Raw genomic sequence first — 26,006 nt, 5'->3', positions numbered from 1 at the left:
CTACTCGCCTACTTCATTTTCGTAGAACTCCTGCACGCGAGTGACAAACTCTTCGCCAGTGATCATTGAAGTCACGAGCAGCTGCGACTCGGGGATGATGGCTCCAGCGTAGATGCCTGCGGTGGTGTTGGACATGAAGTCCACCTGGCCGTTTTCTTCACCGATCTGTGCTGCCATTTCCAGGGCGTTGGCGATCAGTGAGCCTTCTTCAACGGTGGGCTGTTCCAGGGCGGGGTCGCCACCGGGGGACGCTCCGGTCACATCGGTGATGATCTGGCGGGCTGCCGGATCGGTGTGGATCCAGTCGAGGAAGTACGCGGTGGTGTCCAGGTCGTCCGAGCCGGCGGCGACGGAGAACGAGTTGGCTGCACCCATGGCAACGTGGTCGCCGCCTTCTTCAACGGGTGGGACGAGGAAGAATTCGACGTCGTCGCCCAGTGCTTCCTGGTAGTTGGCTGCTTCCCAGTTGCCGTTGAAGGCGAACAGGCCCTCGCCTTCGGAGAAGCGGGTCACGAAGGTGAAGTAGTCAACGGCGTTGATGTCCTCGGGGAAGTAACCCGCGTCGGCCCAGTCGCGGATAAGTTCTGCACCCTGAATGTTGCCTTCGGTGTTGTAGCTGCTGCCTGGCTCATTGAACATCCAGGACAGGAACTCGTCCTTGTCCGCGTACTGGTTCATCGCGGCCTGGACAACGAAGTTCACGACGCCGTCCTGGTCACCGGCCATGATGGGGATTTCCCCGGCTTCCTTGGCCGTCGCGAGGTCTTCCTCGAGCTCAGCCATGGTCTGGGGCGGTCCGTCGATGCCCAGTTCCTCGGCAATGGCGGTGTTCATGTAGATACCGGTGATGCTGTAACCGAGGCCCACCTGGTAGAGCGGGCCGGAGCCACGGGTGCCTTCGTCATTCATCCGCAGCGGGGAGAGCTGCGTTTCGGGCCAGGCGTCCCAGCCGTAGGCCTCAGCGTAGGGATCCAGGTTGGCGAGCAGTCCGTCATTGGCGGCTTCGCCAATGGTTGGGAGGCGGATCAGGTCCGGTGGGTTGTCGCCGGCGAGGAGCCGGGGTGCGTTGGCGGTGAGGTTCTGGAAGGTGTCGCGCGTGATTTCGAACGTGACGTTGGGGTGCTGCTTGGTGAACTCCTCGGCCAGCACGTCGGTCACCGGGAAGCCGGTTTCGTCAGCGATGGTCAGCGTGACCTCTTCGGTGGTGAGCTCGGTGTTGACCTCGACGGCGGCTGCTGCCGAAGCGTCCTCGTCCGACGGCGCACTGCCGCCCGGGGCGCACCCGGCAAGGGCGAAGCCAGCGGCGGCCATGAAGGCTACTACGGCTACGGGTCGACGGCGGCCTGGGCGCCGTAGTGGTGAATTCATGGGTGACTCCTTCGTCGATGATTCTCTGCACGAGATCCACTGTGATGAATGCTAAATCCATTCAGCACTCAGCTTGCGGCCTAATTGCGGATTGCGCAAGTAGTTTGCCAAGTCGTTATCAAGAGTTAGCATCGAGCAGGAGGATTTGATGACCACCAAGCGTGTGACCCTTGCCGACGTCGCACGTCGGGCAGGTTTGTCGTCTTCCGCTGCCTCAATGATTCTCAACGGCCGCCCGGACACCCGGCTGTCCCAGGACGCCCACGATCGGGTCAACCGCGCAGCCGCCGAATTGGGGTACCGACCTAACGTCGCGGCCCGCAGCCTCCGGGTCGACAAGACCCAGACCATCGGTTTCATCTCCGACACCGTGGCCACCACCCGTTTCGCCAGCGGCCTGATCAAAGGCGCCCTCGCGGCCGCCGAACAGGCGGAGCATGTCATCCTGCTGGCCGAGACCGGCGGTGATCCCGTCCGGGAGGCCGAAGCCATTGCTGCCCTGCTGGACCGGCAGGTAGACGGCATTGTTTTCGCGACCATGCGGTCTCGCGAGGTGGAGGTTCCCACCCTCCCCGGAAACACCCGGGTGGTGTTGCTGAACGCGATCAGCGATAGCCCCTCAATATCGGTGCTGCCGGACGAGGAACGTGGCGGCAGGGCGGCTGTGTCGCTCCTTGCCGACGCCGGTCACCGGGAAGGGATTGTCCTGCTCGGACATAACGAGGTGACCGAGCGAGATCTCTTCCGATCGACCACGGTCGCGCGTCGCCTCGCGGGCATTCGCGCGGAGATGCAGGACCGCGGTTTGACCTTCATGAGCGAGCAATCCGTCTGGGACTGGGTGCCCAATAATGGGTATGCACTCGTGGATGCGCTCCTCGCTGAGGGGACTGTGCCGCGCGCTCTGCTGTGCCTGAACGACCCGCTCGCCTTCGGCGCCTATCAAGCGCTCACCGAGCACGGGTACCGGGTGCCCGACGACGTCTCGATCGTCTCGTTCGACAACGACGAGATCGCCTCGTACCTGCGCCCCGGCCTGACGACGATCGCCCTTCCCCATGAGGAAATGGGCGCCAGGGCCGTTGAGTTGCTCCTGGACGGGTCGGCACGGGGCGAACACCTCGTTCAGATGCCCGTCGTCGTGCGCGACTCCATCCGCCAGGGTTAGCAACAGCTACGCCCCGCCGACACGGCTAGGACCGTGGCGCTGGAAGCTGCATGCCTCAATGTGGATGACGTCACATTTGTGAGGAGAAATCTATTGACAGCGTTAGGTAACGCGCGTAACTTAGATCACAGATAACGCGCGTTACCAACCTCGCTAGGCTTGCAGCCGGCGTCAATGACGACTCTTGGAGGCCTATCGTGGCAGGGCAGACATCCACAACTGGCGTACCGCGGCCAGCGGGTCGGGGCGTCACCATGACTGACGTCGCCAAGCACGTGGGAGTCTCCCGCACCGCGGTTTCTTTCGTCCTCAGTAACAGGTCCGATGCGAACATCTCTGAGGACACCCGCCGCCGGATCCACGAAGCCGTTCATTTTCTTGGCTACCGACCGAATGCCGGTGCACGGGCTCTCGCTTCCCGACGCAGCGACTGGTACGGGCTGGTCACGGACATTGTGACGGATCCGTTTGCCGTCGACATCATCAAAGGCGCACAGGGCCGAGCCTGGCAGGACCAACGTTTCCTTCTCATCGCGAGCACCGATCATGGTACGCCCGAGGGCACCAGCAACACTGACGGAGAACAGAAGAGCGTTGAAGAGGCCGCTATAGAAAAGCTTCTGGAGCAGCGTGTTGAGGGCCTTCTCTACGCGGCGACCTGGCACCGGGCCGTGCAGGTCCCGGACATCGCCCGGGAAGTCCCGACACTCCTCATCAACTGCTTCGACGTGAACGGAGAACTGCCGTCGATCGTCCCCGACGAGGTCAACGGTGGGCGCCGGGCTACACGCCGATTGCTGGACGCCGGACACCGCCGGGTGGGATTTATCAACCTTGATCCGGACATTCCAGCAGCGGTTGGCCGCCTCGAGGGCTACCGCCTGGAACTGACCTCGGCAGGTATCTCCATTGACGAGGGCCTCATAGCGTCTGGCCACGCCACGGCAGACGGCGGGTACGAGGCTGTCTGCGAAATCCTTGACCAGGCGGATCCGCCAACGGCGCTCTTTTGCGGAAATGACCGCATGGCCATGGGCGCTTACGACGCGATTAAGGAACGGGGACTTTCGATCCCCCACGACATCGCGGTCATCGGCTTCGATAATCAGGAGCTGATCGCGGCCTACCTACGGCCGAAACTCACTACCGTTGCGCTGCCATTCGAGGAAATGGGAGCCCTGGGAGTGCAGTCGCTCGCACAACTTACAGCTGGACAGCCGATCCCTGCACATCAGCAGGTGGTCGACTGTCCGCTGCTAGAACGCTTTTCAGTCTGACGCCAATCAACATCTGAAAAGTGAACCTTCCAACCCCCTAATACGGAAAGTAGAAAGAGACATTCATTATGACACACCCCCGATTTCTGAGGTCAGTCCGCAATGCTGCGGCCGTCCTTAGCCTGAGCGTGCTGGTGCTGACCGGTTGCTCGGCAAACCCGCCATCCACCAGTGCTGACGGTCCCGAGCGCACCCTGCTCACGATCCCGCGCGAGGACATGGGCACGTTCGTACAGAACTTCAACCCGTTCTCACCTACTGTCGCGCCCATGACACAGCAGGCAATCTACGAATCAATGTTGATCTACAACCCCGCTGACGGAACGACGACGCCGTGGCTCGCGACTGAGTGGGAGGTCGCCGAGGATGGGAAGTCAATCGTCTTCACCCTGCGTGATGGCGTGACCTGGTCTGACGGTGAGCCGTTCGTTGGCGAGGATGTAGTGAATACCTTCGACCTGCAACGCGAGATCCTCGGCGGCTATGACTACCTGGACACGGTGACCGCTGACGGCAATACAGTGACCTTCACGTTCACTACACCGTTCTCCCCCGCGCTTTTCGAGGTGGGCCAGCAGATCATCGTGCCGGAGCATGTCTGGTCGGCAATCGAGGATCCCTCCCGGGAGACAAACGCCGTCCCCGTCGGCACCGGCCCTTACACTGAGGTGGCCCAATTCCAGGCCCAGTCTTTCGTTCTGGAAAAAAACCCCAACTATTGGCAGCCTGAGAAGCAGCAGATCGAGGGCATCCGGATGCTGGCGTTCGCCGGCAACGACGGAGCGAATTTGGCCGCCGTAAATGGCGACGTCGACTGGGCACCCCAGTTCATGCCCAACATCGAGGAAACCTTCATCTCGAAGGACCCCGAAAACCGCGACTACTGGTTCCCTCCGACCGGCGCCATGATCAACTGGCAGCTGAACACCGCCAAGGCACCCTTCGATGACGTTGATGTCCGCAAAGCGCTGAGCATGGCGGTCAATCGTGAGCAGGTCACGAGCATCGGCATGACCGGCTACACGGAGCCTGCCGACTGCACCGGCCTCTCCGGTGCCTACGAGAACTGGAAGAGCGACGAAGTCCTCGCGGATTGCGATTGGACCGAATACAACGTCGACGCCGCGAACGCACTCCTTGACGAGGCCGGCTACGCGAAGGGTGCAGACGGGATGCGGACGATGGAGGACGGCTCGCCGTTCGCCTTCGACATCTCCGTCGGCTCAGCATCTTCGGACTGGCTCTCCGTCGCCAACGTCATCTCGCAGAACCTGGCAGACGTCGGGATCACAGCAACTGTCGACGCACCCGACTGGGCCACTGTGGTCTCCGGGTACGAACTGGGCGAGTTCGACACCGGCATCGTCTGGAGCAACGCGGCACCCACCCCCTACCAGTACTTCAGGGGCATGATGGGCACCTCCACCGTCGAGGCGGTAGGTGAGAAGACCTTCGAGAACTACCACCGGTATGGCAGCGAAGAAGCGGAGCAGCTCCTCACTGACTTCGCTGCAAGCTCCGATGAAGCCGAGCAAGGCGAGATCGTGAATCAGCTCCAGGAGGTCTACAGCGAGAATGCGCCAGCCGTACCGCTGTTCCCCGGCCCTGAGTGGGGCGCCTACACCGATGTGAACTTCGAGGGGTGGCCAACAGAGGAGAACCCGTACGCCACCCTCTCTGTTCGTGCTCCCACAACTGTCCTGCTGCTGACCTCCCTGAAGCCTGCTTCAGCCGAGTAGTTACACAGCGACCTTTCGTCATGTGTGTCCGGCGCCCACCAGTGCCGGACACGCATGACGACACCCCACCCTTTTCCTGAACGGAGAAAACCGTGCGCTTCATCCTGCGCCGCCTGGGTTTTTACTTCATCGCCTTCTGGGCCTGCATCACCCTAAACTTCATGCTTCCCCGCTTCATGCCCGGCGATCCTGTCTCACGCATGTTCGCCCGCTCCCAGGACCGCATGCAGCCCGAACAGATTGACCAGCTACGCCGACTCTTCGGCGTTGACGACCGCCCCATCTGGGAGCAATACATCAACTACATCGGGGATGTCCTCACCGGCCAGATGGGCGTCTCCATCTCCCGGTTCCCCACCCCGGTCACCGAGGTCATCGCCTCACAGATCGGTTGGACGATTCTGCTCGGCGGTGTTTCCCTGATCATCGCCGCCGTCGTCGGCAACCTGCTGGGCATACTCGCAGCCTGGCGCCGCGGCGGACTGGTTGACTCGGGCCTTCCCCCGCTTCTGATCTTCATCGGATCCTTCCCCTATTTCTGGCTCGCGATGGCGGCCCTGTACCTGTTCGGGGTGGTTCTCGGCTGGTTCCCTCTCCGGCACGCCTTCACCAGCGGGCTCGAACCCGGCTTCACCGGCGAATACCTGCTCGACGTCGCCCATCACCTCGTGCTTCCTGCACTCACCATCGTGCTGGTCTCCATTGGTGGGTGGATGCTCGGAATGCGCAACACGATGATCGCCACCAATGCTGAGGACTACATCATCATGGCTGAAGCCAAGGGTCTGAAGCCGGGCCGGATCATGTTCCGCTACGCGGCCCGCAACGCCATGCTCCCGGCCGTCACCAGCTTCGGCATGAGCCTCGGCTTCGTGGTGGGTGGGGCGCTGCTCACCGAGGTCGTCTTCGCTTATCCAGGCGTCGGTTACCAGTTACTGGCAGCCGTCCAGGGACTCGACTACCCGCTCATGCAGGGGCTCTTCCTCACCATCACCGCAGCCGTTCTTATCGCGAACTTCCTGGTGGACATCCTCTACGTCCGCCTCGATCCACGCGTGCGGACCTCCTAAGGAGTTACAGATGACCAACTCAATTGAAGGCACCGCCAGCACGGTCCCGCAGCGTACCCGTCCACCCTCGGGCTCACGACACCGGGGCGCGATCGCCGGAAACGACGACGGCGGCGCCACACCCATCGCGGGTCCGCCGCGCCGACCCGGCGGCAGCCTCGTGCACGGGCTGCTCACCAACCGCAAAGCCGCGACCGGGGCCCTCATCCTGGGCGTATTTATCGTCGCTGCGCTGCTCGCGCCGGTGCTCTACCCGGACGATCCCTCACGGATTACGGCGCTTGCCTCACAACCGCCGTCATCAGACTTTCCGCTGGGAACGACCGCGAAGGGACAGGACGTCCTGGCACTCACCGTTCACGGTGCGCGCAGCTCCCTTTTTGTCGGGCTGACGGTCGGAATTGTCGCAACGTTTGTCGGCCTCCTTGTCGGATTGGCATCGGCCTACTTCGGCAAACTCGCCGACGACGCACTCTCACTGCTCACCAACGTCTTCCTGCTGCTCCCCGGGCTGCCACTGCTGGTGATTCTCGCGGCGTTCCTCCCTCCGGGTCTGGGTACCGTCATCCTGGTACTGATCGTCACCGGTTGGGCTGGAAGCGCGCGTGTCCTGAGGTCGCAGGCGCTATCGATCCGCGCGAAAGACTTCGTGGCGGCTGCGGTTGTCGCCGGGGAACGGCCCCTCCGCATTATGTTCCGGGAAATCCTGCCGAACATGGCATCAATCGTCATGGGAACACTGCTTGCCTGCGTCATCTACGGTATCGGAGCCCAGGCTGGCCTCGAATTCCTGGGCCTCGGCGACGTCAGCACGGTGTCGTGGGGAACAAACCTCTACTGGGCCAGCAACGACGGAGCCCTGCTGGTCGGCGCGTGGTGGGCGTTCATCCCCTCGGGGCTGTGCATCGCACTCGTCGCCTTTGCCCTCGCCCTGATCAATTACGCGGTGGACGAGGTTACCAACCCCCGTCTGCGCAAGGTCACTTTCCGAACGGGCAAGCGCCAGGCGGACCCCACTGATAAAGGAAAGGCTTCAGCATGACCGTCTCACAAACGTCCTTCGGCAGTCACGACAGCGTGCTGGAGGTACGCGATCTGGTGGTCCAGTACGTCAGCGATACCCGCGCCATCACCGCTGTTGATCGAGTGTCATTCGACATTGGGGTAGGAGAGATCTTCGGTCTCGCAGGCGAGTCCGGGTGCGGTAAATCCACCATCGCCAACTCAATCATGCGGCTATTGCGCCACCCCGCGCTCATTGCAGGCGGCAGCATCACCTTCGGGGGCCGCGACGTCCTCGCGATGGACACCGACGAGCTGCGCAGGTTCCGCTGGCAGGACGTGGCGATGGTTTTCCAATCAGCCATGAACTCCCTGAACCCCGTCATGACCATCGGCGACCAGATGGTCGACATTTTCACCACCCACGCAGGGTACTCCCGCAAGGAATCGCTCCGTCGCTCCGCGCAACTCCTGGAGCTGGTCCGCATTGACCCGGCGCGGCTCCGCTCCTACCCGCACCAACTCTCCGGCGGCATGCGGCAGCGTGCAGTGATCGCCATGGCAGTCGCTTTGAAGCCGTCATTGTTGATCCTGGACGAGCCGACCACTGCCCTTGACGTCGTGGTGCAGCAGGAAATTATGGCCCAGATCAAGGACCTGCAGCGCGAACTTGGCTTCTCGGTGCTCTTCATTACTCATGACATGTCCCTCATGGTGGAGCTCTCGCACCGGATGGCCGTCATGAATTCTGGGCGCATCGTGGAGACCGCCGCCGCGAAGACGATTCACGCGTCCCCTCGGCACCCCTATACCCAGGCACTCATGAACGCCTTCCCGCCCCTGACCGGTCCACGGCGACCGTTGCGTGGTCTGGGAGATGACGTGACATTCGGTGACATTCCCGACCTCGAAGAAGTAACACCTGGGCACTTCGTGGCACCCGCCGCACCGTCGCTAGGAGCATCGCTATGACCGACCCAACCGTTCCGCAGATCCCCTCGCTGGAGGTGCAGGGCCTGGTCAAAGACTTCCCCTCCGGAGGGCTTTTCTCCCGCACCAGCGTCCGCGCGCTCGGTGGTGTAAACCTGTCCATCGGACGCGGTGAAATTGTGGCTCTCGTGGGAGAGTCAGGGTCCGGGAAGTCGACCCTTGCCCGTTGTGTCGCCCGGTTGGAAAAACCGACCTCCGGGAAGATCCTTCTCGACGGCGTGGATGTCCTGCGCCGTGATCGGTTCTCAGCCTCACGCGAGTACCGGTCACAGGTGCAAATGGTCTTCCAGGATCCCTTCGGATCGCTCAACCCTGCACACCGCATTGAGCACTTCCTCACCAGGTCGCTGGAGATCCATGGCAAGGCGCACAAGGGCGCTGCGCTGCGCGAACAACTTGCGGCACTCCTCCAGACCGTCGGGCTGAGCGAGGACATGCTCAGTTCTTACCCGCACGAGCTCTCCGGCGGGCAACGCCAACGGGTTGCGATTGCCCGCGCACTCGCCGTCGAACCTCAGGTCATCCTCGCCGACGAGCCCACATCGATGCTCGATGTCTCAGTCCGCATCGGCATCCTGAACCTGTTGGCCCGGCTCCGGGACGAACAGGGCATCTCGATGCTCTACATCACCCACGATCTTGCCTCTGCCCGCTACCTCGCTGACCGCACGGCCGTCATGTTTGCCGGAGAGCTGGTTGAAGAGGGGGAGTCTCTTGAGCTGCTCGCCGAACCCGCCCATCCCTACACGCAACTTCTGGTGTCGGCGGTCCCCGACCCTGCCCGCAGTGGCTCCTACGACCCGGAAGAGCGGGCGAGGCTTCGTGCGGCAGTCATGAAATCGTCGTCGTGCGCCTTCGACACCGACCCCAACCAGCGCTGCTCCTCAAGCGAGCCGGTCCGGCATCAGGTTGGCGAAACGGGCACCCATTGGGTTCGCTGCCACCTGTACCGCCCGCAGAACGCATCCACCGCTCACACGGTCGCACCATCAACCGCACTCACAGAAACACAGGCCTCATGACTGACCTTTTCCAGCCCACTGCGGGTGAAAGCGCGCCGATCCATTCAAAGGATGAGTTGGTGACGCTGGCCGAATCGGATCGCCACCGGCCACGCTTCCACTTTGTCTCCCCGGCAGGCTGGCTCAACGATCCCAATGGTGTTGCCCAATGGGACGGAACGTATCACCTCTTCTACCAGTACAACCCGGATGGGCCTTTCCACGGCAACATTAAGTGGGGACACGCGTCCAGCACCAACCTGGTGAACTGGCACGACGAACCCATAGCGTTGGAGCCGTCCGCCGGTCCGGACGCCGAGGGCTGCTGGTCAGGTGTCCTGGTGAACGACGACGGCGTCCCCACGCTGATCTACTCGGGCCGCCACGACGGTGTCGAACTGCCGTGTGTGGCCGTGGGGTCACCCGACCTGCGCACCTGGTCCAAGGCTCCCGAGAACCCGGTCATAGCGGCTCCCCCGCCCGGAGTGGAAGTTCCCGCGTTCCGAGACCACTGTGTCTGGAAGCAGGACGGAATGTGGCGCCAGTTGGTCGGCTCAGGAGTTCAGGGCCAGGGAGGTGCCGCGTTCCTGTACGAATCGGGTGATCTACGGAACTGGAGCTATCTGGGTCCACTACTGGTCGGAGAAGCCGCATCCCAGGATCGTGATGCCAGCGACTGGCAGGGCACCATGTGGGAGTGCGTCGATCTATTCCGGGTGGGCACCCGCGACATCCTCGTTTTCTCGGCCTGGAATGACGAGGAAACCCTGCACCCGCTGTACTGGATCGGCACCTATACCGGAGACACCTTCTCCCCCGAGAACCTGTTGCGGCTGGACTACGGCGGACGGTTCTTCTACGCGCCACAGTCTTTCGAGGACGAGGCCGGACGTCGAGTCATGTTCGGTTGGTTGCAGGAAGGCCGTGGCGAAGCCGCCGTCCAGGCTTCTGGTTGGTCCGGGGCGATGAGCCTGCCCCGAACCGCTGAGCTGGTGGGGAGTGAACTGTCTTTCGCACCAGTCGCCGAAGTCGCCAATCTGCGCCGTGACCATCAGTCAATAGATGCCCGCAACCTGGGGACAGTCGAGATTCTCGACGGTGTGGCGGGAAATCAGCTGGACCTGGAACTCGATCTCAGGCTGGAGCCCGGAGCCACTTTCCGTCTGGGACTTCTCGCTTCGGTGAACAGTGACGGTTCCGCGGCCGAGGAAACCATGGTCTCGGTTACCCACGACGGGTTGGAGGCCGGAACCCTTCGCCTCGACCGTTCAGCCTCAAGCCTGGATCCCGACGTCGACGTCGAGGATAAGTCTGGCCCTGTTCCGTTGGCTGACGGCGTGCTGCGCCTGCGCGTATTGGTGGACCATTCAGCGCTCGAAATCTTCGCCAACGGCAAACCGCTGACCGCCCGTGTCTACCCCTCTCTCGACGGTGAGGCCATCCGGCTGTCCGCTACCGGTGCCGTGCAGCTGCGCGCCTCGGATGCGTGGCGCATGGAGGGAATCTTCAACCATTCAAGGAACCTCAGGCCCTAACTCCACTGGTTCCCCCCACTCGCCGGAAGGACCCCATGTCACCTGTCCCCTCATTTCCCCGCCGAAGCATGCTCCTCGGCGCAAGCGGCCTCGCACTCGGTGCCGTCGCCGCCACGGCCAACCCAGGAAAGAAGGAACCAGCGTTGCGTCCCGAACACACACCTGGGAATCCGCCCTCACGGGGGCGAAACAAGCTTCAGACGTATCGTCCCGCCTACCACGTCAGCGTCCCCGACAACTGGAAAAACGACCCTCAGCGACCGATCTACATCGACGGTGAGTACCTTTACTACTACCTCTACAACGCCGACTACCTTGAAGGCGGGGTCGGCACCGCCTGGAGGCTGGCCACCACCCGCGACCATGTGCACTTCACCGATCACGATGTGGCGATTCCCAAGAACACCAACAGCAACGGCGACTGCTGGTCCGGAAGCGTTGTCGTTGATCACGACAACTCTGCCGGGTACGGCCGCGGGGCTGTCATTGCCTTGGTCACCCAGGCACCGGCTAACACCGGGCAAGCCCAATACCTCTGGTACTCGACAGACCGCGGCCGGACGTTCCGGCCGGCCGGAACCAGGCCGGTGCTAGCCAACCCTGGAGTTGAGCATTTCCGCGATCCAAAAGTCATCTGGGACGAAGAACGCGGCCGCTGGATCATGGCAAATGCCGAAGGACTCCGGATCGGGTTTTATGCTTCTCCAGATCTTCACCAGTGGCAGGAGGTAGGCGAGTTCAGGAGAGAGAACCTCGGTCTACTGGAGTGCCCCGATATTTTCCGGATGGACGCAGCAGACGGTAGTTCCCACTGGGTGCTCGGGATCAGCGGGAACGCCAAGTTCCGCGACCTTCCTGCGACGTACGCGTATTGGACCGGGACCTTCGACGGTGCGACGTTCACCCCGCGCATCGAAGAGCCCCAGTGGCTTGACTGGGGATTCGATTTCTACGGTGCCGTCACCTATCCCCACCACCACGCGGACGGCGCAGAGGATTCCACTCTTCGCCGAGCGATCGGCTGGGCCAATTTCTGGGATTACCCCCACAATGCGCCAAGCATGATCACTGATGGTTACAACGGCGATGACATGATCGTCCGGGATCTGCACCTGTTGCGCGACCCCGACGGCGTGTACTACCTCGCCTCACAGCCGACTTCAGCGCTGGAAAACTACGTCACGTCCGAGCACCATCTAGGTGATGTCCGGCTGGCCGGTCACCTCGATCTGGACATCCAGTCCACCGCATACGAGCTGTCGTGCACCATCGCCTGGGACTCCGGGACACCACCAGCAAACGTCGGCTTCCAACTGCGCCGTTCGCCCGGAGGCACGCGTCATGTTGCCGTGGGTGCAGCCCTTGATCGCGGCTATGCCTATGTCAACCGGCGTCCCACCTTCAACCCCGGAGACCGAGGTGAATCCCAAACTCCCCTCGATCCCGCCGCAGGCCAGCTAAGGCTTCGGATCCTCGTTGACAATGCGAGCGTTGAATTGTTCATCGGCGATGGGCGGGTGGTGCACTCTCATCGCGTGTTCCCCCCTGTCCAGGACAACCGCATCCGATTGTTTGTCGACGGCGGATCCGCCGTCTACAAAGACCTCGTGATCCGCGAACTCGATGCACGCACCCGCCGGGGCTAGCACCTGCTACCCGAAGTCGGCCTTCCTGATGAGCCCGTGGACGCCGACCGTGCGGTCGACGACCTGCGACACCGCGAAGTCCGCAGCCGCGGAGAGGTAGGCGTACGCGACGGCCCGGTCCATACCCCGATCGTTCTGCAGGAAATCCAGGGCATTGACGATGGCTCGGCGCATCGCGACGTTCAAATCCCCGCTGACCCCACCACCATCCAGTCCATCAGGATCCGACAGCCCAATTGGAATCCAGGAGTCGCTGGTTTCCCCGAAGGGATACGTGTAGGCAACTGAGGGAGCATCCCCGGATCCGGGCTTGCAGACGGTCAACCGGAAGGTGCCGCGCAGTGACCCTTCCATCGCGGTCAGGGCCACCTCGCCGTCACCCATGCCCATGTGCGGATCGCCGACATAGAACAGCGCCCCATCGGCCTTGACCGGCAGGTAGAAGGTCGACCCGGCACCCAGGTGCCGGATATCGATATTTCCGCCACCAAGCGTGGGCGGCACCGAATTCGCCTCCGGTGAGGTCAGCCCGTCGGTCTCGGCGAAGGCCACACCCATCATGCCCATGAAGGGACGCAGCGGGAACCGGACGGACATGTCACCGCTTCTCATGACCCCCTTGCCGTCTTCGATGGCCGTGAAGACTGAGACGTTCCCGTAGTCCGAGGGGACACCGGAGGACCTGTTGTCGGTGTCGACGGGAGGCATGACTTCCTCAAGGCTGATGCCGGCCGGCGGCTGGACCTCCGGCTGCACCGCGAGCCCGCCCTTGCCGTGCCTGCTGGAGACCACCCCGTAGGGAACCCGCGGCACAGCTTCGAGCGTTTCGATCTTGAGCACGTCACCCGGCCGCGCCCCCTCGACAGCCACCGGGCCGGTCACAATGTGTGGCCCGTCGACGTCGAAGTCCCGCGGCGTGCGGTTGTACTCGGCGGCGATACTCACCGCGTCCTGCAGGATGCTGCTTTCGGGGACCCCCAGTCCACCGAAGTACTCCAGCGGGTTCCGGCCCTGGTCCTCGAGAATCCCTTCGTGGGACATGGCGTCGATGGTGACCGTCTGGCCGGAGCGGATGGTCATCACCGGCGTCGCATGGACCGTCGGCACGTACCCCCACAGGACATCCTCGGGGGTGGACGCCAGATAGGCGTCACCCATGATCGTGCCACTGTTGGGTTGCAGGATCTGCCCAAACCCACTGGCCGATCCTGCCTTTCCGCCACCGCCGGAAGACCCGGCCGCTGCCGGCACCGCCGCCAGTGTGGAACCACTCGACCCTGCTCCCACCGCCTGCGACGAGCAAGCAGTGACCGCTGTCAGCGTTCCGAACGCCGCAACCACTCCCATGAATTTTCGCCGGCCCAGCCCCTTGACCAGGGTTTCGGCTGCTTCCCTATTGAAACTGTCACTCATGATCATTTCCCTCCGCAGGTCGTTTTGCCGACCGTACTGAGGGTTTGTTTCGGGCGAATTTCTGGTAGATGTCTCCCAGTCGTTGGAGAGATGCTGCTGATGACGGTGCGGTCACGGGTGACTGGGAACTGTGACCCCGCAGAAGTTCGCGAAGGTGCTTACCCGGCCGTATTCCATTGGAAACACCGAGGTGCCACTATCTTCTCAAGTGGCCTGGAAAGCCGGGCCTGTGGTGGAAGGTCTTACCCATGCATCTGCCGGATCACTTCCTCAGCCCCGTAGTCAGTGCATCCGCCGCCGTGGTGCCGGCAGGCGGCGTCGCCTACTCCCTGCACCGGGCCCGCGCGGCAGCCTCGCGGAAACGTTTGGTGTTGGCGTCCGTCACGACGGGCTTCGTTTTCGCGGCACAGATGGTCAATTTTTCAGTTCTCCCAGGTACCAGCGGGCACTTCATGGGCGGGGCTCTTGCTGCCGCACTGCTGGGCCCCTGGCTGGGGATTGTTGTGGTGTCGGCCGTGCTGACCGTTCAGGCGCTGGTCTTCGCCGACGGAGGCCTGAGTGCCCTGGGCGCGAACGTGCTGCTGATGGCGGTGGTGGGGGTCGTCGTCGCCACCGGTCTGACGGCGCTGGTCCGAAAAGTGTCAGGACACCCCCTGCCGCTGCTGGCAGCTGGCCTGGGTGCTGCGCTGTCCGTGCCAGCGTCGGCTCTCGTCTTCTGCGCCCTGTATGCAATAGGAGGTGCTGTGCCAGTACCGCTAAATGAGCTGGTGGCCTCGATGGTGGGGGTGCACGCCCTCATTGGTCTGGCGAAGCCGCCGTTGCCGTGGCGGTGCTGGCCCTCGTGATGGCCCTGGCACCGGGTCTGGCTGCTGCCGACACCCGCGCGTGCTCCCCTGCCGCGCTCGTTCCCGGTGTGGCAGGACTCGGGGCTGCCGCCGTGCTGTGCGGGGCAGTGCTGTCAGTCGCGGCGTCGTCGAACCCAGACGGCCTGGAATCGGTGGCCGCCGCCTTCAACTTCGCCGATGCGGCGGGATCGCACGCCTTCGCGTCGGCCTGGTTCGCCGACTATGGTGCGGTCTCGGGTATTCCGGTGAGCGTCGTCGGCGTTGTGGGGACCGTGCTCGCCGCACTGGTGGCTGCCGCCGTCTTACTTCCGCTGAAGCGATCGTCGTCGGTGTCCCCGGCCAGTTAGGTTCTGTTGCCGCACCTGTGTCCAAAACTCGCGCTCAGCCTGAGCATGCAGTCAGCCGCGAGAGGTGTTAGACCACGCCCGTAGTGCCGAGCAGCGATCCGATCAGGAACGTCGCCGCCAACGCCAGCGCCCCGCCCACCACAATCCGCAGAGTCGGGCGGGTGGCTGAGTTCCCGCCGATCCGCGCACTTCCATAACCCGTTGCGGCGAGGGCAATCAGCACTGCGGCGAACGTTGCGGGAACACGCGTACTTTCAGGGAAAAAGAGGATCGTGAGAAGCGGAAGAATGGCTCCGAGAGTGAATGCCAGGGCAGATGCACCGGCAGCGGCGAGCGGACTGGCCACCGCATCCTCACTCAGCCCAAGTTCTGCCTCAAGGTGGGCCCCGAGGGCATCGTGCCTGGTAAGTTCAACCGCAACCTGATGGGCTGTATCCGGGCTGAGCCCCTTGGACTCGTAGATCCCCGCAAGTTCGATCAGCTCCGCTTCGGGTTCCGTTTCGAGCTCGAGGCGCTCTTTGGCAATCAGGGCCTCCTGGCTGTCTTTCTGGCTGCTCACCGAAACGTATTCCCCCAGCGCCATCGAAATCGCACCACCAACCAGACCGGCGATACCCGCGGTGAGAATGACCGGCGTCGCGGTGGTTGCCCCTGCAACGCCGACGACGAGCGCCGCGACCGAAACGATGCCGTCGTTCGCTCCAAGAACTCCCGCTCGCAACCAATTGAGCCGACCATGAATGGAACTGTCATGGGGCTCTTCATCATGTGCGCCATTGATCTGCGAACTAGTCATGCCCGTAATGTAAGCCCAGCCGTGTTGACGCACCAGCAAGGTTAGCCTGCGGTTAGTTAGCGAACCGCCTTCTTCACCAGTGCAGTGATGGCCTTCTCCGCTTCCTCGCTGAGGTCGCCCACCGCGTACGAGGTGGGCCACAGGCCTGTGTCGTCGTCAAGGTGAGCCTCGGCCGTGAAACCGAACGTCGAGTACCGTTCCTTGTCCTGGCTCCCGCTCCGGAAGAAGCACACTACCTTCCCTTTCCGCGCGTAAGCCGGTTGGCCATACCAGAGTTTCGGCGCAAGATCCGTGGCGTTGCTGGTGACGATGGCATGGATCCGTTCAGCGGCCGCCCGGTCGGGTGATTCCATCTCGGCGATCTTTGTCAGTACATCAAGTTCCTCGGCGGCTGCTTTGTTGCCGCGGCCCCGGCCGGATTCCTTCTTCAGTTCGGCTGCACGATCCTTCATGGCGGCGCGCTCCTCTTCCGAGAAGCCCCCGCTTCTCCCGCTGCGCTGCTTGGTGGTGTCCGTGCTCATCGTGGTCCCCTTCCAGTGATCGTCTGTGGTCCTTCCGACGCTAGTTGCTCGCGACGCCTGCCGCTTCTCTATTCTTGACCGATGCGGGTTCGCTGGCCACTGCCGGCCCACGGGCGCGCCCGTCGTGGCAGGATGACCACATGGCTGTCGATGAGACCGGGCGGTTGCGGGACATTGTGGTGATGCGTCGGGTCCGCGACCGGATCGACCGCGAGTTCGCCCAGCCGCTCAACCTTGAGGAATTGGCCCGGGGCGCCCATATGTCGGTGGGCCATCTGAGCCGGGAGTTCCGGCGCATCTATGGGGAATCGCCGTACTCCTACCTGATGACGCGGCGCATCGAACGAGCCATGACCCTGCTGCGCCGCGGCGAGCTCAGCGTCACCGAGGTGTGTTTCGCTGTGGGCTCCTCCTCGCTGGGCACCTTCAGCACCCGGTTCACCGAGCTGGTTGGAGTGCCACCCAGTGTGTACCGCCGCGACCATTCGCAGGCCGGAGCGGGAATCCCGCCCTGCCTGGCTCGGCAGGTCATGAGACCGGTCAGGAATCAAGAAGCGCCGCTCCTCAAGCCGGGTTTAGGGTGATCGCATGAACATCACCATTCACTACACCTTCCTTCCCCACACCGATGCCGCGGCGGCACTGACCTTCTACCGCGATGTCCTCGGGTTCGAGGTCCGCAACGACGTCGGCTACGAAGACATGCGCTGGATCACGGTGGGCCCCGCAGGCCAACCGGGCACGTCGATCGTGCTGCACCCGCCCGCCGTCGACCCGGGCATCACCGACGACGAGCGGCACACCATCCTGGAGCTGATCGCCAAGGGCGCCTACACGGCGATCACGTTCGGCACTGACGACCTTGACGGGCTGTTCGAACGCCTCGCCGCCGCCGGTGCCGACGTCATCCAGGAACCCACCGACCAGGACTACGGCGTGCGCGACTGCGCCTTCCGTGACCCGGCCGGCAACCTGCTCCGCTTCAACCAGCTCACCTAGGACAACGGTTCCGGCTGCCTAGCCGGAACATGGGCAACGCGAACCGCGGTGCTAGATGGCGGTTGTTGGCGCAGCGTCTTCGGTCCCGGATTCCCGAAGCGCTTTGCGTTTTCGCGCCCGATCTAGTGCGTTAATGACGGGTGCGGCCGTGACGCCGTGGAGCAGGATGGACATCACGATCACGAGACCCACGAAGCGCCACAGGGCTTCGTCCTCGCTGGCGAACTCCCCTTTCGAGAGTGCGTAGCTCAGGTAGTAGATGGAACCGATGCCGCGGACGCCGAAGAAGGAGATGACGCCACGTTCCCACGGCCCAGTGGTCCCGCGGGCGAGACTGATCCAGGCGGCGATGGGCCTTACCAGGAGAAGGAAAGCGAGGGCCAGCAGGATTTCGTCGATGGTGACCCCCGCCAACATGCCGCGCGCGACGGCGCCACCCAGGAGCACGAGGACCACCACGGTGAGGAGGCGCTCAAGTTGCTCGATGTAGCTATGCAGAACACCGTGGAACCCGTGGGTTTGCTCCTCCGATCGGATGGTCACTGCGCACACGAACACCGCAACAAATCCGTACCCCTCGATCATCTCGGTGGCCCCGTAGGTCAAGAAGGTGGCTGCGAGCGCAACGAATCCCTCCGAGTGACTCGCCATCCGCGCGCTTTCGATACTTGACCGGAAGAAGATCCGGCCCAGAAGCTTGCCCATCCCAAACCCGAGCAGGCATCCGATGCCGATCCGCCAGACAACATCCAGGGCAAAAAACTCAGGGAACCAGGCCGAGGGTGCAGCACCCACCAGGCTTATAGCGATGGCGAGGTAGACGAAGGGAAAAGCGAGGCCGTCGTTCAGTCCCGCCTCGGACGTAAGGCCAAACCGCACCTCATCCTCAGACGCAAGGTCCTCTTGTGTTTCGGAGGGCTCCCCGACCTGCACCTCCGATGCCAACACCGGATCGGTCGGTGACAGAGCAGCGGCGACCAGGATCGCCCCGGCCAGTCCCAGGCCGAGCACCCACATCCCCAGCAAGGTGAAAACGATCAGGCACAGAGGCATGGCGATACCCAACAACCGCCAGGTGGTGGCCCACCTCTTGCGGCCCACTTTCCTGTCCAGGGCCAGTCCTGCACCCATGAGTGAAACGATCACACAGATTTCACTGAGGTGGATGGTGATATCGCTGTACGCGATGGGGTCCGGATCCGGGAGGTCCGTGGCGAAGGTGAACGTCAGGAAGCCGGCGGCCAGAAACATCATCGGCATTGACACCGGAGCACGCATCAGCAGGCGGGGCAACAATGCAGCGGCGAAGACCGCAATCCCGGCGGCAACAAACATCAGACTTTGCGCTTCGAACACCGGTGCCTCTTTCCGTATGCGGATCGGTGCACCCTCTATGAACCATGTCAGTGTGGTTCCGCTAGATCCTCGAATCAGATCTTACTGCCATCCGACCCCGGTCAGAGAAGAAATCCACAGCACCGATGCCAGCGGCTAGTAGCGCGCACTGGCACCGGTGGACTGTGGAGATCAGGCACTGTGGGGATCAGGCGTTGGCAGACCTGGGCGCCCCCATCCCCGGATCGATCTGGTGCGGTCCGGCGGCCGATGGGCGGACGTCGAAGTCGAAGATCGACGTCGGAATGTATACCGTCGAGCAGGAGTTGGGGATGTCCACGACGCCGGACAGCCTGCCCTCGATCGGCGCCGACCCGAGCAGCAGGTAGGCCTGTTCCGGGCTGTACCCGAACTTGGTCAGGTAGTCGATCGCGTGCAGGCAGGCCCGCTGGTAGGACAGGTGCGAATCCAGGTAGTGCTGTGTGCCGTCCAGGGTCACCGAGGTGCCCGAGAAGGCGATCCATTCGCTGTACCGGGGATCCACGATGCCGGGCATGAAGATAGCATTTTCGCTCACCCCGTAGGTTTCCATCCCGCCCTTGATGACGTCGACCCGCAGGTCGATGAACCCGCCCATCTCGATGGCACCGCAGAAGGTGATTTCGCCGTCGCCCTGGGAGAAGTGCAGGTCCCCGAGCGACAGGTTCCCGCCGTCCACGAACACCGGGTAGAAGATGCGGGACCCCTTGGACAGGTTCTTGATGTCCTGGTTGCCGCCGTTCTCCCGCGGCGGTGCGGTGCGGGCCGCTTCCCCCGCCACCCGGTCAAAGTCCGACGCCGGCACTCCCCCGAGCACCGCGAACTGTGGTTCCGGTGGCAGCGCCAACGGTGGGACCCGGGTGGGGTCTGTGGCGATCAGGTCGCCCTCCCTCTTGTTCCACCTGGCCAGCAGTTCGGCGGACGGAGCGGTCCCCATCAGCCCCGGATGGATCAGCCCCACATAGGACACCCCTGGAACGTGCCGCGAGGTTGCCACCTGGCCGGTGAAGTCCCAGATGGCCTTATACGCGTCGGGGAACTGCTCGGTCAGGAAGCCGCCGCCGTTGTTCCGCGAGAAGATCCCCGTGTACCCCCAGCCCTGTCCGGCGAGCGGGCCCGAGTCCTCCTGCGGGATCGGACCGACGTCGAGAATGTCGACGACCAGCAGGTCGCCGGGTTTGACGCCGTCGACGGCGAACGGACCGCTGAGCTTGTGCACCGTCAGCAGGGGCGCGTTGAGGATGTCGTCAGCGGAGTCGTCGTTCACAATCGCCCCGTCGAACCATTCCCGGCAGTGGACCCTGAAGGAATCCCCCGGCTTGACCGTAGCCACTGGTGGGATCTCCGGGTGCCACCGGTTGTGGCCGAGCTTCTCCTGATCCTCAAACTTCCGGGTGGAATCGAGCGGGAATATCACATCGGGCATCTGATCTCCTCTGATCTGGCCGCGGCTGGGTTCAAGGGCGCGGCAACTTACGGTGCAGTGGGTTGGAGGTGTAGGGCTGGCTGCGGCGCGGTGCGCCCCTGGGCAGCGACCCGGAGACCACCTGGGGTTCCGAGGCGCTGCGGTGGGTTGAGTCAATGAGTTGGAAGGCCGCCGATGAGGTTTTGGAGAGGTTGGGTGCGCTGATCTTCCGCTGGGATGCCTGCCCACAGGTGGGGCAGGACTGCTGGTCGGACGCCGCCCCCATCGGGCTGATGACCTCGAAGATACTGCAGGCGGGGCAACGGTATTCATAGATCGGCATCGGCCGGACCGTCCTCTCTGGGGGTGACGGCGACGGTAGTAGTGCCCGAATTTGCTGTCAATGGGTGCCGACTCGGCAGCCGCCGGTCCTCGCGGCTACACTCACACAGCGAGCTCCCACCACCAGCTGACCGACCTAGGAACCGACCGATGAACAAGACCCTCAAGGGATGGCTGCTCCTGGCCACCGCGATACTGGCCGAGGTGACCGGGTCCCTGTCCCTCAAGGGGGCGCTTGACCAGCCTGCACTTTACGCCGTGGTTGCCGCCGGCTATGTGGGTGCGTTCATCCTGCTCGCCATCGTGCTCCGCACCGGGATGGCATTGGGTGTCGCCTACGGCATCTGGGCTGCGGCGGGCGTCGCCCTGACCGCAATCGGATCGCTCCTTGTGTTCGGCGAGCCGATCACCCCGCTGATGAGCCTGGGCATCGTCGTCATCATCGCCGGGGTGCTCTGCGTCGAACTGGGTGCTCAGGCCGCGCATGACAAGCCGGGGGTGGCGTAGTGGCCTACCTGTTCCTCCTCGGAGCAATACTCTTTGAGGTCGGCGGCACCGTCTCCCTCCGCCTCGCGGTGGACGACAAGCGCTGGTACGGTGCCGTTGTCGTCGGCTATCTCGTTGCCTTCACCATGCTCACCCTCACCCTCGCGTCCGGTCTCCCCCTCGGGGTGGCCTACGGGATCTGGGCGGCGTCCGGCGTCGCGCTGACCGCCGTGATCGGGAAGTTCCTGTTCAAGGAACCCTTCACCTGGCTCATGGGGCTCGGCATCATCCTGATTGTCGGCGGCGTCCTGCTGATCGAACTCGGCGCGGCCCACTGAGGTGAGTTCCAGCTGTTCGGCGGCATGGTCGCCTGAGCTTGAGTGCCGCTCAGGCTTCCTCACGAGGATGAACCAGTTGTTCGCGCTGCCAGTCGTCGACGTCGCGCAGCCATTCCAGCGGCGCGTCGGGCCCCACCCGGGGATCGTGGGGGTCGACGCCACGTTGGTGGCCGGGGATGACGGCGTGGACGCCGTCGGCCACGCCGTCGAACTGCCGCAGCGCGGTCAGGTAATCTTCCAGCGGGTCAGCCGCCTCCAGCCTTCAGCGACCTGCTTCAGCATGGGAATGCCTTCCCCTCGTGACGTGCACCCACCTGTCGAGCGACGGTAGTACCGGCCACCTTTGTTGGCAAGACCTCTTGACTGTGTGGTGACCACATGGTGTTCCCTTGGAGGGAACGAACAACGGGAAGCGGAACTTCAGACATGTCATGGAGCACACGGGAGGTCGCGGATCTCGCGGGCACCACGGTGAACGCCGTGCGGCACTACCATCAGATCGGCCTCCTGGAGCAGCCGGACCGGCTGTCGAACGGCTACAAGAAGTATCAGGTGCGTCACCTGGTCCGGATTCTCCAGATCCGGCGCCTTCGCGAGCTGGGCGTCCCGCTGGATCAGATCGAGAAGGTGGGGGTGGGCGGCGACACCTCGGTGGAGGCGCTCCAAACCATCGAGGCTGACCTCACCACGACAATCGAGCAGCTGGAGCGCGCACGCGCCGAGATCAGGTCGATCCTGCAGGGGTCGGCTGCCGCGGACCTACCGGCAGGGTTTGAGAACGTCGGCGCCCGGCTCACCACCGGCGAACGGTCACTGATGCTGATCTATTCGCAGCTGTACGACGACGAGGCGATGGCCGATGTGCGGGACATGGTGGCCGCCGAGGTGGATGACGCCAGCGTCGCCTTTGACGCGTTGACCCCGGACGCCGATGAGCGTACCCGCCAGCAGCTGGCCGAGGATTATGCGATACCGATGGTGCGTGACCTGACGAAGTATGCGTGGCTGACCGACCCGGGGGCGCACCAGTCCAAGGGGCCGCACGTGACCCGGGAGACGCTGATGGAGTCTGTCGCTGCCCTCTTCAATCCGGCGCAGCTGGATGTGCTGGGCCGCGCAAGCCTGTTGGCGATGGAGCGGTTGGCCGCGGGCCGGGCCGCAGCTGCGCACACCAACCACGACGACGGCGAGGAGCCAGCATGACCACCAACGACGACGTACCTGCCACCGAAGCAGACCAACCGGAGCCCGGCCAGCCCGACACGATCCCCGCCGACCGCACCCTGGTGGAGGACGTCCTGCTGCTGCTTTTCCAGCCGGACTCGGGGACGATCGCGGGCGAGAACATCCTGTTCTACGTCCTGGGCGGCGCTGCCGTCGCGGAACTGGCCCTGTCCGGCCGCGCCGAGCCCCGCCCCACCGGGCTCTTTTCGAAACCGATCCATCCGATCGGCACGGTCCCGCCCACGGACAATCTCCTAACCCCTGTGTGGGACTATCTCACCGAGAAACCGAGGGGCGCACAGACCGTCCTCGCTGCGATCGGGCCGCAGCTGCGTGCGCCGGTACTGGATCGTCTGGTGGCACGCGGCGACCTCCGGAGGGAGCGCTACAAGTCTCTTGGCTTCATCCCGTCGACTAAGTACGTCCTGAACAGCGGACGACGGGAGGACCTCCTCGGCCGCGTGCAGGGGGTCCTGCTCCGCGGCGAGGATCCCGACCCGCGGACCGCGGCCACCACTGCCCTGCTCTCCGCGAGCGGCACCCTCCCCCAGTTCCACCGCGAGATCCCCTGGAGCGGTGCGGTCTACACCCGCGGCAAGGAACTGGAGAAGGGCGACTGGGGTGCGGCTGCCGCATCGTCGGCGGTTACCCGGACCATGACAGCAGTTATCACCGGTGCGCTGAGTGCGGTGGCGGTGCAGGTGCCGCACCCCTGATGGGTCTTGACCCTGTGGTAACCACACGGTCTTGACTGGATTGGTACGACCCCGATGGGCGCGAAAGGCCTGTCGGTAAACCACCAATCACCGAAGGAAGACCACGATGTCCAACCCGTACGAAGGGTTCCAGAACTTCATTGACCAGCTGCCCGACGTCTTCCAGCCCCTCATCGTCGCCGCACTGGGAATGATCCCTTACGTCGAAGGCGAGGGCTCGGCGGCACTCGGCATTATCGCTGGGATCAACCCGATAGTCGCCGCCGTCGCGGGGGCGGCCGGCAATATCCTCAGTGTCATCGCCGTCGTGCTCGTGAGCTCACGGATCCGCCAGTCGGTCGTGGCCCGGCGAGCCGCGACCGCCGGCGCCCCATCGGCTACGGGGACCACCCTGACGCTCGACCACCCACACCGGTCACCGGCCGAGAGTACCCGGGACGACCTTCAGGACGACGGCGGTAAACCGACGCGTCGAACGAAGGGTCGGAAGCGGCTCAACGACTGGATGCACCGCTTCGGCGTTCCCGGGGCAAGTTTGCTCGCTCCGCTCGCCCTGCCGACACAACTCACGGCGGCGTTCTTCGTCGCCTCAGGGGTCAAGAAGAGCTGGGTCATTCTGTGGCAGGTCGTGGCCATCGTGCTGTGGACCGGACTGGTTGCAGCAGCCGCGTTGGGCTTCATCAGCCTCTTGGGCTGGTGACTTCGGCTTGACCCCGCTGGCGTCCGGCCGGCGGGGTCAGCATTGATCAGTACTCTTAGGTCTTATGACCACTGAAATCCTCGTTGCTGGTGCGACCGGCGACCTCGGGCAACGCATCGTCAGAGAACTCCTGCTTCACGACGTCGACGTCCGGGTCCTCACCCGACCGGGTAGCGGAGTGGCCGAGGAACTGTACGGTTCCCATCATCCCCGGATCAACATTGTGCGGGCCGCCTACACGGACCCAGTCGCGCTGGGCACCGCCATGAGCGGCGTGGAGGCTGTCATCTCCGCAGTCAGCGGTACCCGCCCGGTGATCGTCGATGCCCAACGCGCACTCCTCGGTGCCGCCGTCGACGCCGGCGTGGCACGATTCATCCCCTCCGACTATTCATCCGATTACCGTCGGATCTCGGTCGGAAGCAACCGCAACTTCGAGCTCCGGAGAGAGTTTGCTGCCGACCTCGACACGGCACCGATCCGCGTGACCTCGATCCTCAACGGGGCTTTCATGGACATGCTCACCGGCCAGATGCCGATGATCTCGTTCACCCGCCGTCGGGTGATGTACTGGTCGTCACCGGATCAGATCCTCGATTTCACCACCAAGGACGACGTCGCAGCAGTGACCGCCCTCGTCGCCCTCGACCGGGACGCGCCGCGCGTCGTCGAGATCGCCGGAGACCGGGTGAGCGCCCGGGATGTGGCAGCGGTCCTGACGGAGCTCACCGGCACCCCGTTCAAACTGCAGTGGGCGGGGACCGCCGGTTCCCTCTCGGTGATGAGCAAGGCGATGCGCCGCTTCTCGAAGGACGGCGCCGAGCCGTTCCCTGTCTGGCAGGGTATGCAGTATTTCGTCAGCATGTTCAGCGGGGAGGCGCAGCTGCACCATGTCGACAATCTCCGCTACGGTCAGCGCGAGTGGAGCACCGTGCGGGACCTCTTGGGCGCCCATCTCGCCACCACTGACCAACCGGTCACAGCGTAGTTGTGGGGTCCGCCGTCGGCGGAGTAGGCCCCGCCGTCTGGCGTGCGGCCCGGCCTGGAATCAGCGCCCACAGCGCTGGCAGCAGGATGCAGGCGCCGACGGTATAGGCGAAGTCCTCGATCGGGGCCGACCCCAGCCGGACTCCGAGAATGAGGTCGGGGTTGTAGTCGACGATGCCGATAGCGATCAGCACATTGTCGAACACGGCCGTAGCGACCAGCAGCACGAGCAGGGTGATACCGACTGCCCGTCGGGTGGGGAGCTGACGACGTCGTGTCCGGTACGCCCACGCGGCGATGGCCAGGATCGGGACGAAGAAGATGATGTTGAGGACCAGATACGTCATGCAGCCATCCTCCGCTCACGCTTATGGTCCCGTTTTTCGTCCCACACGGCGACCGCACCCAGCACATTGAGGGTGGTGTAGCAGAGCAGCGCGAGGAAGAACACTTCCTCGAGGGGCAGTTCGGGGGCGAGCAGGATTCCCGTCATCAGGTCAGTCACGCCACGGAAGAAGATCCCGAGCTCAATGCCGAACAGGTCCCAGACAATGAAGAAGTTGATCCCCAGAAGCATGGTCCAGGTCGCCTTGCGGGCGTCCCGCCAGAAGGTGAGGCGGAACCTCCAGTCCAGGAGCATCGAACCCCCGAGCGAGAAGAGCAGCGCCCCCAGATAGATCAGGCCCATTCCCTACCGTCGCTTCGCCGGTGGCCGCT

The 26,006-nt window shown here is 63.7% G+C and carries 29 protein-coding genes; 20 read left to right on the top strand and 9 right to left on the bottom strand.

The features are described 5' to 3' along the window. Nucleotides 1–1,368, bottom strand: a complete 1,368-nt coding sequence (locus HMI57_RS03605; RefSeq protein ID WP_228720904.1) for an ABC transporter substrate-binding protein — start codon at nucleotides 1,366–1,368, stop codon at nucleotides 1–3. A gap of 148 nt (nucleotides 1,369–1,516) precedes the next feature. Between HMI57_RS03605 and HMI57_RS03600 the strand changes: the two genes are divergently transcribed. The 9 genes from HMI57_RS03600 to HMI57_RS03560 all read left to right on the top strand — a co-directional run bounded on the left by HMI57_RS03600 (nucleotide 1,517) and on the right by HMI57_RS03560 (nucleotide 12,796). Next, on the top strand, nucleotides 1,517–2,536 hold the full coding sequence (locus HMI57_RS03600; RefSeq protein ID WP_171584533.1) for a LacI family DNA-binding transcriptional regulator: 1,020 nt from the start codon (nucleotides 1,517–1,519) through the stop codon (nucleotides 2,534–2,536). A gap of 254 nt (nucleotides 2,537–2,790) precedes the next feature. Next, nucleotides 2,791–3,813 (top strand): LacI family DNA-binding transcriptional regulator, encoded by a 1,023-nt coding sequence (locus tag HMI57_RS03595; protein WP_171584532.1) that lies wholly within the window; start codon nucleotides 2,791–2,793, stop codon nucleotides 3,811–3,813. Nucleotides 3,814–3,881: 68 nt separating this feature from the next. After that, nucleotides 3,882–5,552, top strand: coding sequence for an ABC transporter substrate-binding protein (locus tag HMI57_RS03590; protein ID WP_171584531.1), 1,671 nt, complete (start codon nucleotides 3,882–3,884; stop codon nucleotides 5,550–5,552). A gap of 92 nt (nucleotides 5,553–5,644) precedes the next feature. Continuing rightward, nucleotides 5,645–6,622: an ABC transporter permease subunit gene (locus HMI57_RS03585; protein WP_171584530.1), complete on the top strand. Its 978-nt coding sequence runs from the start codon at nucleotides 5,645–5,647 to the stop codon at nucleotides 6,620–6,622. 10 nt (nucleotides 6,623–6,632) lie between these two features. Continuing rightward, complete coding sequence (locus tag HMI57_RS03580) at nucleotides 6,633–7,664, top strand: ABC transporter permease (RefSeq protein WP_171584529.1); 1,032 nt, start codon at nucleotides 6,633–6,635, stop codon at nucleotides 7,662–7,664. Beyond that, nucleotides 7,661–8,596: an ABC transporter ATP-binding protein gene (locus HMI57_RS03575; RefSeq protein ID WP_171584528.1), complete on the top strand. Its 936-nt coding sequence runs from the start codon at nucleotides 7,661–7,663 to the stop codon at nucleotides 8,594–8,596. The genes HMI57_RS03580 and HMI57_RS03575 overlap by 4 nt, the downstream gene beginning before the upstream one ends. Then, on the top strand, nucleotides 8,593–9,636 hold the full coding sequence (locus HMI57_RS03570) for an ABC transporter ATP-binding protein (RefSeq protein ID WP_171584527.1): 1,044 nt from the start codon (nucleotides 8,593–8,595) through the stop codon (nucleotides 9,634–9,636). The genes HMI57_RS03575 and HMI57_RS03570 overlap by 4 nt, the downstream gene beginning before the upstream one ends. Further along, entirely contained in the window at nucleotides 9,633–11,150 is a 1,518-nt protein-coding gene (locus tag HMI57_RS03565) for a glycoside hydrolase family 32 protein (protein WP_171584526.1), read from the top strand. Before HMI57_RS03570 ends, HMI57_RS03565 begins: the two co-directional genes overlap by 4 nt. Nucleotides 11,151–11,185: 35 nt before the next feature. Then, nucleotides 11,186–12,796: a glycoside hydrolase family 32 protein gene (locus HMI57_RS03560; protein ID WP_171584525.1), complete on the top strand. Its 1,611-nt coding sequence runs from the start codon at nucleotides 11,186–11,188 to the stop codon at nucleotides 12,794–12,796. Nucleotides 12,797–12,802: 6 nt separating this feature from the next. Here the strand turns inward: HMI57_RS03560 and HMI57_RS03555 are convergent, their stop codons facing one another. Then, the gene (locus tag HMI57_RS03555) at nucleotides 12,803–14,209 is read right to left on the bottom strand and encodes an acetamidase/formamidase family protein (protein WP_171584524.1); all 1,407 of its coding nucleotides are present in this window, start codon (nucleotides 14,207–14,209) and stop codon (nucleotides 12,803–12,805) included. A gap of 248 nt (nucleotides 14,210–14,457) precedes the next feature. Between HMI57_RS03555 and HMI57_RS03550 the strand changes: the two genes are divergently transcribed. After that, nucleotides 14,458–15,054 carry an energy-coupling factor ABC transporter permease gene (locus tag HMI57_RS03550; protein WP_171584523.1) on the top strand — a complete coding sequence of 199 codons (597 nt, stop codon included), beginning with the start codon at nucleotides 14,458–14,460 and terminating at the stop codon, nucleotides 15,052–15,054. Further along, the gene (locus tag HMI57_RS03545) at nucleotides 15,033–15,401 is read left to right on the top strand and encodes a PDGLE domain-containing protein (RefSeq protein WP_216607086.1); all 369 of its coding nucleotides are present in this window, start codon (nucleotides 15,033–15,035) and stop codon (nucleotides 15,399–15,401) included. The genes HMI57_RS03550 and HMI57_RS03545 overlap by 22 nt, the downstream gene beginning before the upstream one ends. Nucleotides 15,402–15,468: 67 nt before the next feature. Here the strand turns inward: HMI57_RS03545 and HMI57_RS03540 are convergent, their stop codons facing one another. Further along, nucleotides 15,469–16,197, bottom strand: coding sequence for a VIT family protein (locus HMI57_RS03540; RefSeq protein ID WP_171584522.1), 729 nt, complete (start codon nucleotides 16,195–16,197; stop codon nucleotides 15,469–15,471). Between the two features lie 56 nt (nucleotides 16,198–16,253). Beyond that, entirely contained in the window at nucleotides 16,254–16,718 is a 465-nt protein-coding gene (locus HMI57_RS03535; RefSeq protein ID WP_171584521.1) for a DUF1801 domain-containing protein, read from the bottom strand. A gap of 140 nt (nucleotides 16,719–16,858) precedes the next feature. Here HMI57_RS03535 and HMI57_RS03530 point away from each other — a divergent pair, with 140 nt between their 5' ends. Both HMI57_RS03530 and HMI57_RS03525 read left to right on the top strand, forming a co-directional pair. After that, nucleotides 16,859–17,302 carry an AraC family transcriptional regulator gene (locus HMI57_RS03530; RefSeq protein ID WP_171584520.1) on the top strand — a complete coding sequence of 148 codons (444 nt, stop codon included), beginning with the start codon at nucleotides 16,859–16,861 and terminating at the stop codon, nucleotides 17,300–17,302. A 4-nt stretch (nucleotides 17,303–17,306) separates the two neighbouring features. Next, complete coding sequence (locus HMI57_RS03525; protein WP_171584519.1) at nucleotides 17,307–17,717, top strand: VOC family protein; 411 nt, start codon at nucleotides 17,307–17,309, stop codon at nucleotides 17,715–17,717. 51 nt (nucleotides 17,718–17,768) lie between these two features. Here the strand turns inward: HMI57_RS03525 and HMI57_RS03520 are convergent, their stop codons facing one another. The 3 genes from HMI57_RS03520 to HMI57_RS03510 all read right to left on the bottom strand — a co-directional run bounded on the left by HMI57_RS03520 (nucleotide 17,769) and on the right by HMI57_RS03510 (nucleotide 20,839). Further along, nucleotides 17,769–19,073 (bottom strand): cation:proton antiporter, encoded by a 1,305-nt coding sequence (locus HMI57_RS03520; protein ID WP_171584518.1) that lies wholly within the window; start codon nucleotides 19,071–19,073, stop codon nucleotides 17,769–17,771. 187 nt (nucleotides 19,074–19,260) lie between these two features. Continuing rightward, nucleotides 19,261–20,517, bottom strand: a complete 1,257-nt coding sequence (gene fmdA / locus HMI57_RS03515) for a formamidase (RefSeq protein WP_171584517.1) — start codon at nucleotides 20,515–20,517, stop codon at nucleotides 19,261–19,263. 31 nt (nucleotides 20,518–20,548) lie between these two features. Continuing rightward, nucleotides 20,549–20,839, bottom strand: coding sequence for a zinc ribbon domain-containing protein (locus HMI57_RS03510; protein ID WP_171584516.1), 291 nt, complete (start codon nucleotides 20,837–20,839; stop codon nucleotides 20,549–20,551). 149 nt (nucleotides 20,840–20,988) lie between these two features. Here HMI57_RS03510 and HMI57_RS03505 point away from each other — a divergent pair, with 149 nt between their 5' ends. From HMI57_RS03505 to HMI57_RS03475, 7 genes are all read left to right on the top strand, one after another. After that, nucleotides 20,989–21,345, top strand: a complete 357-nt coding sequence (locus HMI57_RS03505) for an SMR family transporter (protein ID WP_171584515.1) — start codon at nucleotides 20,989–20,991, stop codon at nucleotides 21,343–21,345. Further along, nucleotides 21,345–21,662 carry an SMR family transporter gene (locus tag HMI57_RS03500; RefSeq protein WP_171584514.1) on the top strand — a complete coding sequence of 106 codons (318 nt, stop codon included), beginning with the start codon at nucleotides 21,345–21,347 and terminating at the stop codon, nucleotides 21,660–21,662. Before HMI57_RS03505 ends, HMI57_RS03500 begins: the two co-directional genes overlap by 1 nt. Before the next feature lie 67 nt (nucleotides 21,663–21,729). Next, nucleotides 21,730–21,993: a hypothetical protein gene (locus HMI57_RS03495; protein ID WP_171584513.1), complete on the top strand. Its 264-nt coding sequence runs from the start codon at nucleotides 21,730–21,732 to the stop codon at nucleotides 21,991–21,993. A gap of 95 nt (nucleotides 21,994–22,088) precedes the next feature. Beyond that, nucleotides 22,089–22,865, top strand: coding sequence for a MerR family transcriptional regulator (locus HMI57_RS03490; RefSeq protein ID WP_171584512.1), 777 nt, complete (start codon nucleotides 22,089–22,091; stop codon nucleotides 22,863–22,865). Further along, nucleotides 22,862–23,602, top strand: a complete 741-nt coding sequence (locus tag HMI57_RS03485) for a GPP34 family phosphoprotein (RefSeq protein ID WP_171584511.1) — start codon at nucleotides 22,862–22,864, stop codon at nucleotides 23,600–23,602. The genes HMI57_RS03490 and HMI57_RS03485 overlap by 4 nt, the downstream gene beginning before the upstream one ends. A gap of 106 nt (nucleotides 23,603–23,708) precedes the next feature. Beyond that, complete coding sequence (locus HMI57_RS03480) at nucleotides 23,709–24,302, top strand: small multidrug efflux protein (RefSeq protein WP_171584510.1); 594 nt, start codon at nucleotides 23,709–23,711, stop codon at nucleotides 24,300–24,302. A gap of 64 nt (nucleotides 24,303–24,366) precedes the next feature. Further along, nucleotides 24,367–25,290, top strand: a complete 924-nt coding sequence (locus HMI57_RS03475; RefSeq protein WP_171584509.1) for an NmrA family NAD(P)-binding protein — start codon at nucleotides 24,367–24,369, stop codon at nucleotides 25,288–25,290. Here the strand turns inward: HMI57_RS03475 and HMI57_RS03470 are convergent. Together HMI57_RS03470 and HMI57_RS03465 are read right to left on the bottom strand one after the other, a co-directional pair. Then, nucleotides 25,280–25,636, bottom strand: coding sequence for a lycopene cyclase domain-containing protein (locus HMI57_RS03470; protein ID WP_171584508.1), 357 nt, complete (start codon nucleotides 25,634–25,636; stop codon nucleotides 25,280–25,282). The genes HMI57_RS03475 and HMI57_RS03470 overlap by 11 nt on opposite strands. Then, nucleotides 25,633–25,977, bottom strand: a complete 345-nt coding sequence (locus tag HMI57_RS03465) for a lycopene cyclase domain-containing protein (RefSeq protein WP_171584507.1) — start codon at nucleotides 25,975–25,977, stop codon at nucleotides 25,633–25,635. Before HMI57_RS03465 ends, HMI57_RS03470 begins: the two co-directional genes overlap by 4 nt. Nucleotides 25,978–26,006: the final 29 nt, after the last annotated feature.

Origin of the sequence: Arthrobacter sp. 260, assembly GCF_013116745.1 — a bacterium.
GTDB lineage: Bacteria > Actinomycetota > Actinomycetes > Actinomycetales > Micrococcaceae > Arthrobacter_D.
This window is presented reverse-complemented; position numbering and strand designations above follow the sequence as displayed.